The sequence below is a fragment of the Sporosarcina sp. A2 genome, assembly GCF_050858885.1.
Taxonomy (GTDB): domain Bacteria; phylum Bacillota; class Bacilli; order Bacillales_A; family Planococcaceae; genus Sporosarcina.
On the sequence record NZ_CP193898.1, the window covers coordinates 1769682 to 1787827 of the forward strand.

General features: G+C 44.1%; 17 protein-coding genes and 1 tRNA gene. 6 read left to right on the forward strand and 12 right to left on the reverse strand.

The features are described from left to right. Positions 1-2: 2 nt before the first annotated feature. The 3 genes from polX to zapA form a co-directional block, all read right to left on the reverse strand. The gene (gene polX / locus ACRPI0_RS08830) at positions 3-1709 is read right to left on the reverse strand and encodes a DNA polymerase/3'-5' exonuclease PolX (protein ID WP_432352124.1); all 1707 of its coding nucleotides are present in this window, start codon (positions 1707-1709) and stop codon (positions 3-5) included. A 75-nt stretch (positions 1710-1784) separates the two neighbouring features. Then, entirely contained in the window at positions 1785-2324 is a 540-nt protein-coding gene (locus tag ACRPI0_RS08835; protein ID WP_432352126.1) for a CvpA family protein, read from the reverse strand. A gap of 9 nt (positions 2325-2333) precedes the next feature. Then, entirely contained in the window at positions 2334-2594 is a 261-nt protein-coding gene (gene zapA, locus ACRPI0_RS08840) for a cell division protein ZapA (protein ID WP_432352128.1), read from the reverse strand. A gap of 159 nt (positions 2595-2753) precedes the next feature. Here zapA and rnhC point away from each other — a divergent pair, with 159 nt between their 5' ends. After that, complete coding sequence (gene rnhC, locus ACRPI0_RS08845; protein ID WP_432352130.1) at positions 2754-3704, forward strand: ribonuclease HIII; 951 nt, start codon at positions 2754-2756, stop codon at positions 3702-3704. Positions 3705-3832: 128 nt separating this feature from the next. Here the strand turns inward: rnhC and pheT are convergent, their stop codons facing one another. The 3 genes from pheT to ACRPI0_RS08860 form a co-directional block, all read right to left on the reverse strand. Beyond that, entirely contained in the window at positions 3833-6244 is a 2412-nt protein-coding gene (pheT, locus tag ACRPI0_RS08850; RefSeq protein ID WP_432352132.1) for a phenylalanine--tRNA ligase subunit beta, read from the reverse strand. Positions 6245-6256: 12 nt separating this feature from the next. Beyond that, positions 6257-7294: a phenylalanine--tRNA ligase subunit alpha gene (pheS, locus tag ACRPI0_RS08855; RefSeq protein WP_432352134.1), complete on the reverse strand. Its 1038-nt coding sequence runs from the start codon at positions 7292-7294 to the stop codon at positions 6257-6259. Between the two features lie 363 nt (positions 7295-7657). Then, complete coding sequence (locus ACRPI0_RS08860) at positions 7658-8422, reverse strand: TrmH family RNA methyltransferase (protein ID WP_432352136.1); 765 nt, start codon at positions 8420-8422, stop codon at positions 7658-7660. Between the two features lie 95 nt (positions 8423-8517). Here ACRPI0_RS08860 and sspI point away from each other — a divergent pair, with 95 nt between their 5' ends. Further along, positions 8518-8730 carry a small acid-soluble spore protein SspI gene (gene sspI, locus ACRPI0_RS08865; RefSeq protein ID WP_432352137.1) on the forward strand — a complete coding sequence of 71 codons (213 nt, stop codon included), beginning with the start codon at positions 8518-8520 and terminating at the stop codon, positions 8728-8730. A gap of 63 nt (positions 8731-8793) precedes the next feature. Here sspI and argF read toward each other — a convergent pair whose 3' ends face one another. From argF to ACRPI0_RS08880, 3 genes are all read right to left on the reverse strand, one after another. Then, entirely contained in the window at positions 8794-9753 is a 960-nt protein-coding gene (argF, locus tag ACRPI0_RS08870; protein ID WP_432352139.1) for an ornithine carbamoyltransferase, read from the reverse strand. A 130-nt stretch (positions 9754-9883) separates the two neighbouring features. Then, positions 9884-10972, reverse strand: coding sequence for a M42 family metallopeptidase (locus ACRPI0_RS08875; protein WP_432352141.1), 1089 nt, complete (start codon positions 10970-10972; stop codon positions 9884-9886). Between the two features lie 75 nt (positions 10973-11047). After that, complete coding sequence (locus ACRPI0_RS08880) at positions 11048-12034, reverse strand: diaminopimelate dehydrogenase (protein WP_432352143.1); 987 nt, start codon at positions 12032-12034, stop codon at positions 11048-11050. Positions 12035-12236: 202 nt separating this feature from the next. Between ACRPI0_RS08880 and ACRPI0_RS08885 the strand changes: the two genes are divergently transcribed. Both ACRPI0_RS08885 and ACRPI0_RS08890 read left to right on the forward strand, forming a co-directional pair. Then, complete coding sequence (locus ACRPI0_RS08885; protein ID WP_432352144.1) at positions 12237-13403, forward strand: MFS transporter; 1167 nt, start codon at positions 12237-12239, stop codon at positions 13401-13403. Positions 13404-13538: 135 nt separating this feature from the next. Next, positions 13539-13952 (forward strand): VOC family protein, encoded by a 414-nt coding sequence (locus tag ACRPI0_RS08890; protein ID WP_432355914.1) that lies wholly within the window; start codon positions 13539-13541, stop codon positions 13950-13952. A 70-nt stretch (positions 13953-14022) separates the two neighbouring features. On the opposite strand, the gene recQ is transcribed toward ACRPI0_RS08890, so the two are convergent. The 3 genes from recQ to pssA form a co-directional block, all read right to left on the reverse strand. Continuing rightward, positions 14023-15795 carry a DNA helicase RecQ gene (gene recQ, locus ACRPI0_RS08895; RefSeq protein ID WP_432352146.1) on the reverse strand — a complete coding sequence of 591 codons (1773 nt, stop codon included), beginning with the start codon at positions 15793-15795 and terminating at the stop codon, positions 14023-14025. 278 nt (positions 15796-16073) lie between these two features. Then, positions 16074-16161: transfer RNA gene (locus tag ACRPI0_RS08900), tRNA-Ser, on the reverse strand. Positions 16162-16262: 101 nt separating this feature from the next. Beyond that, entirely contained in the window at positions 16263-16796 is a 534-nt protein-coding gene (pssA, locus tag ACRPI0_RS08905) for a CDP-diacylglycerol--serine O-phosphatidyltransferase (RefSeq protein ID WP_432352148.1), read from the reverse strand. Positions 16797-16841: 45 nt separating this feature from the next. On the opposite strand from pssA, the gene asd reads away from it, so the two are divergent. Both asd and ACRPI0_RS08915 read left to right on the forward strand, forming a co-directional pair. Next, positions 16842-17642 (forward strand): archaetidylserine decarboxylase, encoded by an 801-nt coding sequence (asd, locus tag ACRPI0_RS08910; protein ID WP_432352150.1) that lies wholly within the window; start codon positions 16842-16844, stop codon positions 17640-17642. A 16-nt stretch (positions 17643-17658) separates the two neighbouring features. Next, positions 17659-18144 carry a DedA family protein gene (locus tag ACRPI0_RS08915; RefSeq protein WP_432352152.1) on the forward strand — a complete coding sequence of 162 codons (486 nt, stop codon included), beginning with the start codon at positions 17659-17661 and terminating at the stop codon, positions 18142-18144. The last annotated feature ends 2 nt before the right edge of the window (positions 18145-18146 follow it).

The window sequence follows — 18146 nt, forward strand, 5'->3', positions numbered from 1 at the left end:
TTTCACTTATCGACAATCTCCTGTTTGAATCGATCGAGCGACCAGGTATTGACGACAGTATCTTTCTTCAAATATGCCTTTTGTGCGTATTTTACGCCTATTTCCATAATTTCCAGTTGGTCTGTTGCATGAGCATCTGTGTTAATAGAAATCTTAACACCTGCTTTTTGTGCCATCTCTAAGTATTCCTTGTCCAAATCTAACCGATGTGGACTTGCATTCAATTCAAGAATTTTACCATATTTAGCTGCCCATTCAATGAGTTGTGGAACGTCCGGGTTATACCCATCCCTTTTGCCGATAAGACGACCTGTTGGATGGGCAATCAAATCTACGTGCGGATTTTTCATAGCAGAATGCAATCGTTCCATAATCTGCTCTTGAGACTGATTGAAGCTCGAGTGGATCGAAGCAATGACGAAGTCGAGTTGAGCAAGTACTTCATCGTCGAAATCGAGCGTACCATCAGGTAGAATATCCATTTCAGTACCGCTGAAGAGTTCGATGTCAGGATACTCTGCATTGATTTCACGGATTTCTTTTAGTTGCGCAAGGAGTCGTTCAGGAGTTAACCCGTTTGCAACTTTCAAGTAATGAGAGTGATCGGTGATGACCATATGTGTATACCCGCGTGCGCGACAAGCATCCACCATTTCGCGGATGGAGTATCCTCCGTCAGAGGCGGTCGTGTGCATGTGGAAATCGCCACGAATGTCTCCGAGTGAGACCAATCCTGGTAACTCTTCGACGCGATCGAGTTCTCGACCATCTTGACGTAAGTTAGGTGGGATGAACGGCAAATCGAAGTGTCCGAAAAAGTCTTCTTCAGACTCGAACGTTAAAACCGTACCGTCTTCCTGCTCGACGCCATATTCACTAATCTTCTCACCACGAGACTTTGCAAGTTGACGTAGTTTCACGTTATGCTCTTTTGAACCTGTGAAATGATGGAGCGCCGTTGCATATTGGGCGTCCGTTACGAAACGAAAATCGACGTCGATTAGTTCTTCTAACTCGAGCGTAACGGAAAGTTTTGCGTCCCCTGCTGCAATGGTTTCTTTGCATGGAAGTTGTTTCAAGAGCAGCTCTCGAACGACCGCTGGGGTATCCGTCACGAGTATGAAATCCATGTCGCTGCTTTGCTCTTTCGTTCTACGGTAGCTGCCCGCAACGGAATATTTGCTAATTTCTTCGATTTCATCCAAAATCAGTTCGACTTGTTCGACTAATTTGACCATCTGCCAAAGTGGGAAAGAAGTTTTCCGCTCAGAAAGTTGCTGAATTTCATGACGCAACTTCTCTTCCGTCTTTTTTCCGAAACCAGAAAGCTTGCTCACTTCGTTTTTCTCACACGCTTCTTTTAGGGATTCAATTGAATCGATTCCGAGCTCTTCGTGAAGTTTGGCAATTCGTTTGCCACCAAGTCCCGGAATTTCGAGTAGCGGAAGCATGCCTGCAGGAACCGTTTCCTGCAATTCCTTCAACAAGTCCGATTCTCCTCTTTCCATTAGATCCTCGATGACTGCGCCTGTCCCTTTACCGATACCTTTTAAGCTTAAAATGTCATCCATTTCAGCAAGGCTTCTCGGATCGACTTCGAGAACGTTCGCTGCTTTACGGAACGCACCTACTTTGAAATGATTTTCTCCAAGAAGCTCCATGTAGAGCGCGATTTTCTCCAACGTTTGAATGATCAATTTTTTATTCATCAATAAAACCTCCCGTTGTTCTGTTCCCTGACTGAACAAAAGCTTCCCGCCACTCGAGGGGGAAGCTGCTCAGACTTATTGGGTATACACGTACCACCATTCTTTTACGCTATTTGAAATGAACGGTGTATGTTCAAACATTGTTTTTGACAGAATTGAAGAATCCAACAGATTTTGAATGAATTCTATCGGTAACAAGGCAAGAATTGCAACGAGTAATAAAATGATAATATAGAACTCGACAAATCCTAGTGCTGCCCCAAAGAATCGTGAAATGAAACCTAGTACAGGCAAGTGTTTCAGGAAGTCGAACATCGAAACGACGAGCTGAAGTAGGAATTTAACGATAAAGAAAATGAGAATGAATGCGAGCAGCCGATAAAACGTCTGATCTAAATCCAGTTCCCCGAATGTCCAGCTCAATTTCGACTCTGCAGTGACACCTGGGTACGGAATCCAGAGCACGAACTTTTCAGCGAGCTGTTTATAATAGGCATATGCGACGATAAACGAAACGATAAATCCTGTCATATGTAAGACTTGTACAAGCAGCCCTCTTCTGAAGCCTGTAATCAGTCCCCCGACCAGTAAAAACAATATAAGTATATCTAACATGAGTAGCCGTCAACCCTTCAGTTTTTTCAATTCTTCTTCTAGAAATTCTTTTTCAGCTTCTAATTTTAAATAATCATGCACACTGTTGACAGCTGTAAGCACAGCAACTTTCGTCGTATCCAAGTAAGGATTTCGGACGCTGAGCTCACGCATCCGCTCGTCAACAATTGTCGCAACTTGCCGCACGTGTGCCGACGAATCAGTTCCGATGATTGTATACGGTTGTCCATAGATATCAATGGTGATGCGTGTTTTCTGTTCTTCTTCCACTGTCATAACCTCCTGCTGAAAACTATGAAGTTTATCATACCATGAAAAAGGAAGTTTTGTGAACAAAGGCATTGCCTCATAACAATTTTTGTGCTTTCCGTTGGGCAAGGTATACTGATGAACAGGTAATAGAGTGAACGGTTTGAAAGGATGATTACATTGGCAAATACAGTACTTATTTTATCGGATGAAAAATTAACTGCACTTAAATCTTATTATAAGAGTGATGTGGTGAAACGCAATGCACCTGGAGTTGTGTTTGCGGCAAAGACAGCGAATACATCGATCACTGCATATCGCTCTGGGAAAGTGTTGTTTCAAGGGGGGGGTGCTGAAGTGGAAGCTGAGAAGTGGGAATCCGGTTCCGCTACAAGTACGAGTGAAGGTGCTTCAACGAAAAAAGTTGTTGCAAAAGGTGCAGCACTTCCCGATCGACTGGAGACACTTTCTGTTATAGGTTCTGATGAAACGGGTACGGGTGACTTTTTCGGTCCTGTAACCGTTTGTGCATGTTACGTGCGTGCCGATCAGATTGCTCTCGTTTCTGAACTTGGCGTAAAAGATTCCAAGTTACTGACGGATCCTTATATGCGTTCGATTGCCCCCGATTTGAAATCGGTGCTGACGTATAGTGTGCTCACGTTGAAAAACGAGAAGTACAATCGAGTTCAGGCAAAAGGTTGGTCTCAAGGGAAAATAAAGGCAATGATGCACAACCAAGCCATCCGCCACGTGTTGCGCAAAATGGAAGAAGAGCATCCCGATTATATATTGATTGACCAGTTTGCAGAACGCGGTGTGTATTACAACCACTTGAAGAATGAAACTGAGATTGTTCGGGAGAATGTGCTGTTTGCTACGAAGGCAGAAGGGTTGCACGTGGCGGTTGCTGCCGCTTCGATTATTGCACGGGTGGCATTTTTGGAAGAGATGGACCGCCTTAGTGATCTTGCAGGGCGTACGCTTCCGAAAGGTGCTGGGAAAAAGGTAGATGAAACCGCAGCTTCGATTTTGATTTCAAAGGGCGAGCCGTTTTTGAAATCGCTGACGAAGTGGCACTTTGCGAATGCGAAGAAGGCTGCGGGGTTGGCTGCTAAGAAGCGTGGCTGACGTGGAATGGAGCGGTTTGGTGGGAGTATCGAGCGCTTCGCTTCAGGAACCACGACATCTCACTTACAAACAAAAAAACAGAGGGAGGACCGGCATCTGCCAGTTCTCCCTCTGTTTTTCATCTAACATCAGACGCGTAACACAGCGCCTGATTTTTCTTTTAGTGCAGCGAGTACTTTGTCGTGACGCGTAACAACTTCCTCGTCTGTCAATGTACGCTCTGCATCGAAATACGTTAATGAGAACGCGATCGACTTCGTGCCTTCTTCGACTTTGTCGCCTTCGTACAAGTCGAATACCGCTACGTCTTTCAACAACTTGCCGCCCGCATCTTGAATGATTTCCATCAAGCTGCCTGCTGCTTCGTCTTTTGAAACGACCAATGCAATATCACGTGACATAGACGGATAGCGTGGAACTTGCTCATACACAAGTGCTTCTGCAGATTCAGCGAGCAATAGCGCTAAGTTCATTTCCGTTACATATGTCTCTTTCAAATCACGTTTTTTCTGTTCTGTAGGATGCAATTGACCGACTACACCGACCGTTACGCCGTTTAGCAAGATATCAGCTGTTCGTCCCGGATGCAAGCCGTCGTGAGTTGCTTTTACATACGTTACTTGATCCGTAAGACCAAGCGTCTCCATCAATCCTTCGATGATTCCCTTCATTACGAAGAAATCGACTTTCTTTGTTTCTTGTTGCCATGCATGATCAACCCATTTGCCTGTAATCACTGCTGCAACGTGTCCGACTTCTTTCGGAAGACCATCTTCTTGTGTTCCAAGGAACACCGATCCCGTCTCATATAACGAAACTGTGTCAATGCGACGCGCGACGTTGTACGTCGTTGCATCCAACAAATGTGGAAGCAAGCTTTGACGTAATATGCTGCGGTCTTCACTCATTGGCATAAGAAGTTCTGTGACTGGAGCGGTCTCTAGTGCAAAGCTTTGAGATTCAGCGCGTGACGTCAACGAATACGTGATTGCCTGGTAAAGACCGGCACTCTCCATGTAACGACGAACGAGGCGTCGTTTTTCTTGAGAACTAGTCAATCCACCCGGAACACTTTCGCCTATTGGCAATGTCATCGGAATTTCATCGTAACCAAAAAGACGAGCGATTTCTTCGATTAAATCCTCTTTGATACGTAGATCTTGTCTGCGTGTAGGTGCATCGACGATTAGCTGACCGTTTACCGCTTCTACAGAGATTTTTAAGCGTTTTAAAATCGTAACCATTTCGTCCATCGGAATCTTCATACCGAGACGCTGGTTCACGTAATCCGGTGACAACAAAATGCGAACTGATTCTTTATTCAACTCATCGAACTGGACAGATCCAGCCAACACTTCCCCGCCAGCAAGTTCTGCCATCAGATGTGCTGCACGCTCTGCTGCTTCAGCAACTCGATTCGGGTCTACCCCTTTTTCAAAACGTGTACTTGCATCACTGCGCAATCCAACGTCTTTAGACGTTTTGCGAACGGAAGCAGGTGCAAAATAAGCCGATTCGATGACAACCGTCGTTGTGCCGTCGTGAACTTCGGAATTCGCTCCACCCATAACTCCCGCAAGTGCTACAGGCTCTTTACCGTTTGTAATTACAAGCTGATCAGCATGTAACGTCCGCTCGACGTCATCGAGTGTTGTCATCTTTTCGCCCTCAACAGCGTGACGTACAACGATTTCTTTCGTTGCTAGACGATCGTAGTCGAATGCGTGTAATGGTTGGCCGTATTCCAGCAAAACAAAATTCGTAATGTCGACAACGTTGTTATGTGGTCTAACGCCTGCAGCCATCAAGTAGTTTTGAAGCCACAATGGTGACTCTGCAACTTTTAAGTTTTTAACTACTTTCGCAACATACATCGGATTGTCTTGTACCGCTTCTACTTTCAGCGTCAACACGTCTTCCGCTTTTTCACTAGAAGCTGTGTATTCGATCTTTGGAAGTTTAACTTCTTCGGATAAAATCGCACCGACCTCATACGCAACACCTAGCATGCTAAGTGCGTCGGAACGGTTTGGAGTTAAATCGAATTCCAGAATGACGTCATCTAAACCAAGAACTGAAAGCGCGTCAGTGCCTGGTATAGCATCAGCTGGAAGGACATAAATACCTTCTGCATACGCTTTTGCGACAGTCTTTCCTTCAACGCCAAGCTCTTGAAGTGAACATATCATACCGTTAGAAACTTCTCCGCGAAGTTTCGCTTTTTTAATCTTCATGCCGCCTGGCAATTTCGCACCAGGAAGCGCAGCAATAATGTTTTGTCCTGCAGCTACGTTCGGAGCTCCACAAATAATTTGAACCGTTTCTTCGCCGACGTTCACTTGGCAAATGTTCAATTTGTCAGCTTCCGGATGCTTTTCACACGATTCTACGTGTCCGACAACGATGTTCGTCAATCCTTCGGAACGATCGATAATCGTATCGACTTCAATACCCGCACGTGTAATCTTTTCAGCAAGATCTGCAGGTGCGATGCCTTTTGTATCCACATAATTTTCTAGCCATTTCGTTGATACGTACATGGGCTCTCCTCCTTACACTTCTGTGCGGTTAAATTGTGATAAGAAACGCATATCGTTCGTGAAGAAATGGCGAATGTCTTCGACGCCATACTTCAGCATTGCAATTCGCTCTGGTCCCATACCGAACGCAAAACCAGTGAATACAGCAGGATCATATCCAGCCATTTCGAGGACGTTTGGATGTACCATACCGGCACCCAAAATTTCAATCCAACCTGTTTTCTTACAGACGTTACAACCCGATCCACCACACTTGAAGCATGAGATATCCATCTCTACTGAAGGCTCTGTGAATGGGAAGAAGCTTGGACGAAGACGAATTTCGCGCTCTTCACCGAACATCTTTTTCGCAAATAGAGCGAGTGTCCCTTTCAGGTCACTCATTCGGATGTCTTCGCCAACAACGAGACCTTCGATTTGCGTGAACTGATGAGAGTGTGTCGCGTCGTCGCTATCGCGGCGATACACTTTACCTGGACAGATAATTTTAATTGGCTCACCTTTTTTAGCAGCCATTGTACGTGCTTGAACTGGAGACGTGTGAGTACGTAGTAAGACGTCTTCCGTAATGTAGAACGAATCCTGCATATCTCGGGCTGGATGACCTTTCGGTAGGTTCAACGCTTCGAAGTTGTAGTAATCTTGTTCAACTTCAGGACCTTCCGCAACTTCATATCCCATACTGATGAAGAAGTCTTCAATCTCTTCAACGACACGTGTTAGCGGGTGATGATTGCCAAGTTTAACGGGTCTACCAGGTAGAGAGATATCAATCGTTTCTATTTCAAGTTTTTCATTAACAGCTTGCTGCTCGAGCAATTCCATTTTTTCTTCTAAAGAGGTAGTAACGGTTTCACGCACGACATTCACAAGTGCGCCCATTTTAGGACGTTCGTCTGCCGGAAGTTTCCCCATTCCTTTTAAGAGATCCGTAATCGGTCCCTTCTTCCCTAGATAAGCTACACGCACGTCGTTCAGTTCTTTCACTGACGCTGCGGCTTCAATCTTTTGCAGTGCTTCTTGTTTCAACTGTTCCAGCTGCTGCTCCATTGTCATTCTCCTTTCAAAATAGCTTTGTTGAAAGCTTAACAAAATAAAAACTCGTCCCCTAAAAAAGGGACGAGGACGAATTCGCGGTACCACCCTGATTATCACGCCAGTCGTGCACATGATCTCTCAACTTCGGAATAACGGTCCGTAGCCGGCTCATCTTTACAGCAATATGCTGGTCCTGATGGCAGCTCGCGGGGTGAACGGTAACAGTTTCGACCATCCATACTTCCAGTCAAGGTATGGATTCCCTAGCGTCAATTGTTCTGTTTCCTCTTCCCGGTCAACACTTCTGTAATCTGTTAATGCTATTTACCTCATCAGTATAGCGGAATCCGCTTCATACTTCAATAGTTGAACGACTTAGCGACGTGCGTAAGTGTACAATAGAACGCCCGCAGCAACAGCAACATTCAACGACTCTGCTTCACCGTACAACGGAATCTTCACAATCGTATCCGCTTGCTCAAGGTATTCATCCGAAACACCTGCTCCTTCGTTGCCGACAAGAAGCGCAAAGGCTGGCATGGCATCCACTGTAAAGTGGTCTTTCGCTTGTTGTAAACCGGTTCCAATCACTTGGAGACCGCCTTGTTTCGCACGTTCAATCCATTCGTTCAAGTCCCCTTTTACGATAGGAATATGGAAATGGGAGCCTTGCCCGGAACGTACAGTCTTCGGGTTGAACGGATCCGCACATCCTTTGCCAAGTATTACAGCGTCCATTCCAGCTGCATCTGCAGTACGAATCATCGTACCGATGTTGCCTGGATCTTGAACTGCGTCGATGAATAACAGACGTTTCCACTGTGAATAGGACTCTTCTGAAGGAATCGACTGTCTGCAATGAGCGAAAATCCCTTGCGGATGTTCTGTCTCTGAAATTTCAGCAGCTACCGCTTTCGTCATTTCGATAATTTGAATGGAAGACTCTTCTAATTCAAACGGAACTTCGACATCTTCACGGAACATGATATGCAATACAGAACCTTCGATCTTCAACGCTTCTTCAACTAAGTGATGACCTTCGATGATGAATTCTTCAGACCGTTCCCGCTCTTTTTTCGTTGTAACAAGTTTTTTCCAATGTTTCACAAGTGCATTTTGCGTAGATTCAATACGTTTCATAGTGTAGGATGACTTCCTTTTTTTCTTTTTAGTGTATCAAACAGAAGCCTTCTTGGCGATACTAAACTCAAGTACGCAGAAAGGAGGTCAGATGAATGAATTTTCAAATCAGGGATGCAATCACAGCAAATATGACAGATAACAAAGCGCAAGACATTCGTGGAGTTGTCGATGACGCGATTGAGCGTGGTGAAGAACATCTGCTTCCTGGCTTAGGCGTGTTCTTTGAGAAGTTATGGCAACGCGCTGATGATCAGGAAAAGATGAAGATTACAGGGGAACTGGAGCACGCATTTGCTGCTCAATGAACCATATTGAAAAGGGATCGCAACCCACTGTACAAGTGGACTGCGATCCCTTTTCACATTACCTTACAGTAAGGCGGCCAGCAAAGCTTTCTGTGCGTGCATACGGTTTCCAGCTTGTTGGAATACGACGGATTGTGACCCATCAATAACCGATGCCGAAACTTCTTGCCCACGATGTGCGGGTAGACAGTGCATGAACGTGTAATCGGTTTTTGCATAAGCAGCGAGTTCATCGTTGATTTCAAATCCATCGAAGTCAGAGAGTCGTTGTTCTGCTTGTTCGTCGTCCCCCATACTAACCCAAACATCGGTGTAGAGGATGTCAGCATTTGTTGCAGCAGCTACCGGATCCGTCAACTGCATCATCGTCACCCCTGACTGCTTCGCTACTTTTTCAATGGATTGTGCAATCTCAGTGTCTATCTCATATCCGACAGGGGTAGCGATTGCTGTATGAATGCCCATTTTCGCAGCCGCCATTAGCAACGAATGCGCGACATTGTTACCGTCACCGATATAGACGAGTTTCAATCCTGCTAGCTTCCCTTTCACTTCCTGGATTGTCAGAAGATCTGCAAGCGCTTGGCATGGATGGAATTTATCAGTCAATCCGTTAATGACAGGGATCGATGCGTTGTCCGCAAACTCTTGCACCATCTCATGGGAGTTCGCACGGATCATGACGCCATCCAGAAATTCAGAGAAAACCTTTGCTGTATCTGCAATCGACTCGCCACGACCGATTTGAAGCTCTGTCGGATTCATCATCAACGCATGCCCACCTAATTGGTACATGCCCACATCGAACGAAATTCGGGTGCGCGTTGAATTCTTTTCGAAAATCATTCCAAGCGTTTTCCCTTCCAACGGTTTCGATACACCACCAGCTAAGAAATCTTTTTTCATTTTCGTCGCATGGTCTAACAAATATTCGATTTCTTCTGACGAAAAATCCTCGATGGCTAAAAAATCTTTTCCTTTTAATTGCTTCTCCATAAATTTCAATTCGAATGCACTTGTCATATAATCATCCTCCATGAATAAAATTGGTTATTCACAGTATAGTTATGAATAATTATAAAGTCAAATGTATTTTTATACTTTAATCAATTTAAAAAAAGCAGACCGTTTGAATGGTCTGCCTCAAGCTGTTTTATTCAGAAATAATCTTATCGACTGCTTCTTGGTCAAGCTTTTTAATAACTTCTACAATCAGTTTTACAGCGTTCTCGTAGTCGTCGCGATGGAGCATAGCTGCATGGCTATGAATATAGCGAGTTGCAACTGTGATGGCAATCGAAGGTACACCATTGCCACTCAAGTGAATCGAACCAGCATCCGTTCCGCCACCTGACATGGAGTCGAACTGATACGGAATTCCGTTTTCTTCAGCTGTATCGACAACAAAGTTACGTAATCCTTTATGTGCGATCATTGACGCGTCATAGAGAATGATTTGTGGCCCGTCTCCCATTTTCGCTGCTGCTTCTTTAGCAGTAACTCCCGGAGTGTCTCCAGCAATACCTACATCCACTGCAATACCGATATCCGGCTTGATTTTGTTTGCTGCAGTACCTGCGCCACGAAGACCAACTTCTTCTTGGACAGCTCCTACGCTATACAACGTATTCGGGTGACCTTGTTTTTTAAGTTCTTTCATAACGTCGATTGCAATTGCACAACCGATACGGTTATCCCATGCTTTTGCAAGCAAATATTTTTCGTTGTTCATCACTGTGAATTCGAAGTACGGAACGACCATGTCTCCAGGTAAAACGCCCCACTCCATTGCCTCTTCGCGTGAAGACGCCCCGATATCAATAAACATATCTTTAATATCTACAGGCTTTTTACGTGCTTCAGCAGGTAGAATATGTGGCGGTTTTGAACCGATGATTCCAGTAATAGAATCTCCCTTACGCGTTACAATCGTTACACGCTGAGCGAGCATTACTTGTGACCACCAACCACCTATCGTTTGGAAGCTTAAGAAGCCTTTATCGTCAATTCGTGAAATCATGAAACCGACTTCATCAAGATGACCCGCAACCATGACCTTAGGGCCGTCTGCAGCTCCTGTATGCTTTGCGATGAGTGAACCGAGGCCGTCCTGGTCAATCTCATCTGCAAATGGCTCGAGATAACGTTTCATAACGTCGCGTGGTTCACGTTCGTTACCACCCGTTCCCTTTGCATCTGTAAGTTCTTTAAGCATGTGTAGCGTGTCATCCATTTTAACCAAATCTTTCGACCCCCTAAGTAAATATGTTACTAGTATAATACAAGTTCGGATATTTTCAAAGTATCCTAAGCATTCTTACAATAATTCTTTTCTAAGTTCAGCAGCCGTTTTTACTGACAGTAGACCTGGCGGAATATCGAACACTGTTTTCGCACCATGTTGTCCTGATTTGTCTAATTTATAGGCAGCACGCGCGTAAGCAGTTAACACGCTCGAAGTGAACTCTGGATTGCTATCCAAAGTTAAGGAATACTCCATAACTTGGTTCGTGCCTTCCCCAGTCTTTCCACTTCGGATAACGAATCCACCATGAGGCATCGTGCTATGGTTTTCAGCCATTTCAACTTCACTGATGAAAGACACCGTTGTGTCGTAGTCCGCGAAGTAATCAGGCATTGTAACAATGGTCTCTTTAACAGTTGATGAATCAGCGCCTTCATCCAAAACGACATAACATTCACGGGTATGCTTTTGTCGGGTCGACAGTTCAGGCTGTTCACCTGCCCGGACTTGAGCGATCGCTCGTTCGGATGGAATTGTATACTGGACTGCGTTCTTGACGCCTTCGATCCGACGTACAGCATCTGAGTGACCTTGGCTTAGCCCTTTGCCCCAGAATGTATATGTCACACCGTCAGCAAGCACAGTCTCTCCATATAGACGATTCAATGAAAACAGGCCGGGATCCCAACCTACAGACAAAATCGCTGTTTTGCTAGCGGGTTTTGCTGATTCATCGAGTGCCTCGAAGTATTCAGGAATTTTAGCATGTGTATCAAAACTATCGACTGTCGAAAACAGCTTTGCGAGCATCGGACCTTGTTCTGGTAAATCAGCTCGAGAACCGCCACAAAGGATCATGACGTCTACATCGTTAACATGTGCTTCAACTGTATTCAAATGATGAACAGGTACACTAGCACCGACTGGTTGAACCGTACCAGGGTCTCTGCGAGTAAAAATTCCAACCAACTCCATGTCTGGCTGCTGTGCAATCGCATATTCGACCCCTTTACCAAGATTCCCGTAACCAGCGATTCCAATTCTAATTTTCGATTCCATGACCCATTCCCCCATTTCGTTTGACTATTCGTTATTTTACAGTTTTTCTAGTGAGATTGCCATTTTTTCTTAACATTCGCCTTTCTACAATTTCGTCACACATTTCGCATTTTGCGGACCCGTTACTTCATTGTCCATTGATTTAACACGCTGTCATGATAAAATGTACATGGTTTATGAATTCTAGAAACGAGGCGTATGTATGCGATTCTTTGTTTATTTAATCGTTTTCTTTTCATTTTTTGATTTATTTTCACAGCTACCTATTATGAGCCCATTTGCACTCTCTCTAGGTGCCTCTACTTTTATAGCAGGATTAGTTGTCGGAACTTACTCATTGGCAAACGTATTCGGTAATGTCATTTCAGGTTTTGTGACGGATCGAAAAGGTCCTTTTGTCATATTACTCGTTGGCCTCTTCACGAATGCGATTTCCTTAACGTTATATTCAACCGTCGATGCTCCTTGGTTATTGGTCGGTGTTCGATTTGTTCATGGATTCACGAATGGGTTAATTATCCCTGCTGCATTTACATTCCTTGCAAATCGTGCTCAACCTGAAAAACGCGGAAAAAGTGTTGCTATCTCCGGGGCGTTTGTCGGTATGGCTGCCATTGCTGGTCCTGCATATAGCGGAATTGTCGCTTCTATCATCGGAAATCCATCAAAAGGAACACCAATGATTATGCTGGTCAATGGAGTTATTATGGCTATTCTTGCATTGCTAGCATTTGTAGTTCTTCGTTCAGTCAAACGTGTGAAGAAGGAACAAGGAAAATCATCCGAGAAACATGTGGGAAATATGTTCCGCCACCCTGGCATTCAACGCGCGTTCGCCGGTGCCTTCTTCCTAATGTTCTCTCAAGGAGTTCTCGCTCTAATTCTTCCATTGAAAGTCGAAGCACTTGGATTCGATACGAAAACGACTGGGATGTTACTCAGTACATTCGGAGTTGTCGCGATTCTCGTGTTCCTCTTGCCTATCAATCGCATCTTTGACAGAGTAAAACCGATGATTACGCTCGCCTTTGGTATTTCTCTGATGGGAATTAGCATGTTATTGCTGGGTCAAGCGCATGAGTTGCTAAATCTTTATGGAACAATGGCGTTATATGGAGTCGGATTTGCCTTTCTATTTCCTTCCATCAACACTTTGCTCATCGATTCTTCTGAAGCAGCTCATCGTGGTAAAGCCTATGGCTATTTCTATGCGTTCTTCTCTATGGGTGTCGTCGTTGGGTCCTATACAATTGGCGCATTGAATTTGAATTTCCAAGGAGCCTTCACGTTTACTGGTATACTATTGCTCCTTGTTGCAGTGTATACCACTTACGGCTTGGTCAAACAACGGACAGCATCGGCTCGCTAAATGGGATTCATCCTCCAAACGTAAAAAACCTGCATTTCGAGATGCGTAAATAGGCTTTGCATTACCGCTCAATTCGTGGACATGATATGATAAGAAACAGATTTATCTTAAAGATGGCGGAATGGAGTGGTTCCTATCGGGATTAATGTATATGTAACATTTAACGGAAATTGTCGCCAAGCTGTGGAATTCTATGCGGATGCATTCAATACGGAGAATCCTCAGTTTATGACATTTGGTGAGTCTCCACAGAATCCTGAATACCCTTTGCCTGAAGAGGCAAAAGATTTCATCATGCATACACGTCTTACAATAAAAAATGATGTGATCATGTTCTCTGACACATTCCCTGGCTCTCCCGTCGTTGCCGGTAATAACATCAGCCTGGCATTCGTCAGTGATGATACCGATGAACTCGCTGTGGCCTTCGAAAAGCTCAAGCAAGGTGGTCACGTGTCCTTGGAGTTACAGGAGACATTTTTCAGTAAATACTATGGGAAAGTGAAAGATCAGTTTGGGGTCGAATGGCAAGTAAGCCACGAAGAATAACCGGATACAAAACAAAAAACATACTAGCCACTAGTATGTTTTTGTTTTGCCTATTTGTGTAAACCCACTATCATATCTCCTGGAGCTGAAACGATTTAATCTCATCGATGAAGGCTTTTCCATAGATTTCAAGCTTCGTTTGTCCGACACCCGCAACATCCAAAAACTCAGCACTCGTTGCAGGTTTTTTCATAGCCATATCTTTTAACGTTTTGTCCGAGAAGACGACGAATGGCGGAACGCCTGCTTCTTGCGCAAGTGTTCGTCTCAATTGTCGAAGCTGTTCGAACAATGGATCGTTTTCAGTCACAGCTTTCGAAACGAACGAACCTTTACGCATAATCTTATCATTGCCGAGTAACACTTCTTTGCCACGTTCCGCAACCCGAATCGTCGGGAACTGACCATTTTCAACTTGCAAACAGTTGGCTGAAATGAGGAACTCGATGAAATCGGATACTTCTTTTGCATTCTTCTCTTTTAAAATACCATAAGTTGTTAACTCATTGAATTTAAAATCTAATAGTTTCTTATTCCTTGAGCCTGTTAATACTTGAGCGATCATCGTCTTACCGAACCGTTGTCCCATCCGTATAACGCAAGACAACACTTTTTGTGCTTCGAGTGTAACGTCCATCTGTACACGGGTATCGGTACAATTTGCACATCGCCCACATTTAGGTGCATCTTTTTCACCAAAATATGTGACGATGTATTGCTGCAAACAATTTTCCGTATGACAATAATCGATCATCCCTTGCAACTTTTCAAGTTCGGCTGGCGTACGTGATGGATCGGGTGATTGGTCAATAAGGAAACGTTGCGTCTGAATATCTTGTGAAGCGAAAAGCAGAATACATTCACTATCCAATCCGTCTCGTCCTGCACGACCCGCTTCTTGATAATAGCTTTCCATGTTTTTCGGCATCTGATAGTGGATGACGTATCGGATATTCGATTTGTCGATCCCCATACCAAATGCATTTGTTGCTACCATGACAGTTGTTTCGTCATTCAAGAAACGCTCTTGTTCAAGATGACGCTCCGTATCGGACATGCCTCCATGATATTTCGACACTTCAAAACCAGCACGGCTCAGGAGATCGTAAATGCTTTCTACCGCCTTACGAGTGGCGGCATAAACAATACCTGCCTCTCCTTTGTTTTTACTCGCAACTTCTTTGATGAATTGCTCACGATTTTGACCTTTTACAACCGTGAATACGAGGTTGGAACGCTCGAATCCTGTCATAACTGTTTGCTCTTGTGGAATCCCGAGTTGCATCCGTATATCTTCACGGACATTAGGAGTTGCGGTTGCTGTAAGTGCAAGCAACACTGGCTTTTCATCGAAACAATTCAAAACGCGACTAATATTGCGGTAGCTTGGTCTGAAATCGTGCCCCCATTGTGAAATACAGTGCGCTTCGTCAATTGCTATCATTGGTACACGCATCCGACTCAATTCTCTCAAGAATGACTCGGACTCCAAGCGCTCTGGTGCAATATAAAGAAGTCGGTAGTGTCCCGCAATCGCATTTTCAAGAATTCCGAAATACTCTTCAGACGAAAGTGTGCTATTTATGTAAGCAGCAGGAATTCCAAGTTGCCAAAGAGAATCGACCTGATCTTTCATTAAAGAAATGAGTGGGGAAATGACGAGGACTGTTCCGTCCAGCAACATCGCAGGTACTTGATAACATAATGATTTACCGCCACCCGTCGGCATGACGCATAAGGCATCTTGTCCATCCATAACATGTTGAATGACTTGCTCCTGTCCTGTGCGGAACGATGTATAGCCGAATTTTTCAGCGAGCACATCCAGTGCTTGTTGCATCATTGTTTGTCCTCCCTTCATTGGAAACACGTCATTCATCGAACGAATGACGTGCCAGTTGCATTTATATTGAGGGAATCCTACATTAAAGAAAGCGCTGATCGTATCCTTTATTTCAAAAATAAGTCTTGCGCGTTCATGCATCCCTTATAGAAAAGTATCTACTCTTAGAATAGCAGATTCGTTAGGAGAATGGAACGGACCAACACTGAATCATAGAAATACACTCAAACAAAAAAACCGCTTCGCACGAGTACGAAAACGGCTTTCACTATAAGTTACGGAGGCGAGAGGATTTGAACCCCTGCGGCGCTTGCACGCCCTAGCTGATTTCGAGTCAGCCCCCTTCAGCCTCTTGGGTACGTCTCCAATTTAACGAAGAAAATTATAACAGTAACAGTTTGTGTCTTCAATAAAAAAACCTCTTCGCTAAACTCCTTGGAAGGTAGTCTGGCAAAAGAGGCGATCACTTATACTTTTGAAATTTTGAAATTGCTAACCATTGCCCAAGAAAGAATGAGCATTGCAATGACTAGGTACGGTGCAGCTACATAAGGAATTGCAAAGTATAACGCTGTTAACACAACACCTGCCGCAGTAATCGGAACACCACGGAAAACACCATCAAATTCTTCCACATTATAACGTGCTAAGCGAACTGCACCACAAGCGATATAGATGATTGTCGCTGCAATTCCTACCCATAGCATTTCAGATAATGCCGTGTGATAAATCAAGACCGCTGGTGCAATCCCGAACGAAATAATGTCACTCAGGGAATCTAATTCTTTCCCAAACGCTGATTCAGTATGGAAATGACGAGCTGTCATCCCGTCAAACCGATCGAATAACGCTGCCAGGAATATGAATACCAAACTCATGTGGGACAAATCTCTTGAAATGAGTATAATAGCAATAACACCAAAGCTTAAGTTGACTAAAGTGATGGCATTCGCCAATTGTGCCTTTACTTTAGTATAATCAATGTATCTAAATGAAAACATAACAAACCTCCCTGTATTATATACTAGTTAAAGATGGTGATTCTATTGAAAAAGAAATTACTTAAATCATTGGTCGAATTGACAGGAAATCCATTGGCATCTCGCTTACTTCAGCATTTGGCTTCATCACGACTTAGCAAACCGCTCATTCATACATACTCGAACGCTTACAAAATCGATGAATCCAGTATGGCGTACCCACGAGAGCATTACACGAGCATCCAAGACTATTTCACTCGTACTCTTAAACCGGGAGCGCGACCCTTCGATTCTTCAAAGGATACACTGATCTCCCCTTCTGACGGACAGCTAAGCGCATTTGGTCCCGTAGAAGACGGACATCGGTTTACAATTAAAGGTCATACGTATAGTATAAATCAAATATTCATGGATGAGAAGAGGGCTTCTGTATATAAAAACGGTTGGTATTATGTTTTCTACTTGTCACCCGCTGATTATCATCACTTTCACTACCCGGCAGATGGGCACGTAAATAGCCGTTACGCTCTCGGAACTATTTCATATCCTGTAAATAACATGGGACTAACTTATGGAGACAAACCTTTTGAAACAAACTATCGTCTCATTACTGAACTCTCCACAGAGTTTGATAAAGTAGCACTTGTCAAAGTAGGGGCACTCAATGTAAACTCCGTACAACTGTACTCTTCTTCAAAAGAAGCACATAAAGGAGAAGACTTTGGATACTTCTCATTTGGTTCGACAATTTTGTTATTCGTTGCAGGAGATACTCCTTTCACACCGTCTGTATCAGAACCTGGTGCAATTCTAGTTGGAGAAACAATCGGCACATGGCACCCAAACACACCATCATCAAAGAACTGACAAAAGAGGGATTCTAGTGAGTGTTTTTCAGGAGTTTGTTACCCACTACGGGTATTTCGCTGTATTTCTATTTCTTGCCCTCGGTATATTCGGTCTTCCTATGCCAGATGAATTTGTTATCGTCTTTACGGGATATTTGTCTTCTTCAGGGCTGCTAAATTTCACAAGCGCCATGATTATCGCCATTTTCGGTGTCTTTATCGGTACGCTTGTAACGTATGCAATCGGTAAAAAAGTAGGCCGTCCGATTGTCGAACGTTTTGGAAAATGGGTTGGTTTATCTGAAAAGAGGGTCCTTCGTGTAGAACGGTGGTTTAGCCGTTATGGTTCCTGGACTGTGACGCTCGGATTCTTCATTCCCGGGATGCGCCATTTTGTCTGCTGCTTTTCAGGGATGAGCGGAATGGCGGTTAAACGCTATATGATTTTCTCATCTTTAGGAACTACTCTTTCAGGCATTATATGCATCACACTCGGCTATTTGTTCGGCTGGCCATTTTAAAA

What these genes read in the sequence shown, in the direction of transcription:
- pheT (WP_432352132.1), bottom strand. Translation starts at nt 6,244, where the DNA reads ATGTACGTATCAACGAAATGGCTAGAAAATTATGTGGATACAAAAGGC.
- pheS (WP_432352134.1), bottom strand. Translation starts at nt 7,294, where the DNA reads ATGGAGCAGCAGCTGGAACAGTTGAAACAAGAAGCACTGCAAAAGATT.
- polX (WP_432352124.1), bottom strand. Translation starts at nt 1,709, where the DNA reads ATGAATAAAAAATTGATCATTCAAACGTTGGAGAAAATCGCGCTCTAC.
- sspI (WP_432352137.1), top strand. Translation starts at nt 8,518, where the DNA reads ATGAATTTTCAAATCAGGGATGCAATCACAGCAAATATGACAGATAAC.
- ACRPI0_RS08860 (WP_432352136.1), bottom strand. Translation starts at nt 8,422, where the DNA reads ATGAAACGTATTGAATCTACGCAAAATGCACTTGTGAAACATTGGAAA.
- ACRPI0_RS08885 (WP_432352144.1), top strand. Translation starts at nt 12,237, where the DNA reads ATGCGATTCTTTGTTTATTTAATCGTTTTCTTTTCATTTTTTGATTTA.
- argF (WP_432352139.1), bottom strand. Translation starts at nt 9,753, where the DNA reads ATGACAAGTGCATTCGAATTGAAATTTATGGAGAAGCAATTAAAAGGA.
- ACRPI0_RS08880 (WP_432352143.1), bottom strand. Translation starts at nt 12,034, where the DNA reads ATGGAATCGAAAATTAGAATTGGAATCGCTGGTTACGGGAATCTTGGT.
- recQ (WP_432352146.1), bottom strand. Translation starts at nt 15,795, where the DNA reads ATGATGCAACAAGCACTGGATGTGCTCGCTGAAAAATTCGGCTATACA.
- pssA (WP_432352148.1), bottom strand. Translation starts at nt 16,796, where the DNA reads ATGTTTTCATTTAGATACATTGATTATACTAAAGTAAAGGCACAATTG.
- ACRPI0_RS08835 (WP_432352126.1), bottom strand. Translation starts at nt 2,324, where the DNA reads ATGTTAGATATACTTATATTGTTTTTACTGGTCGGGGGACTGATTACA.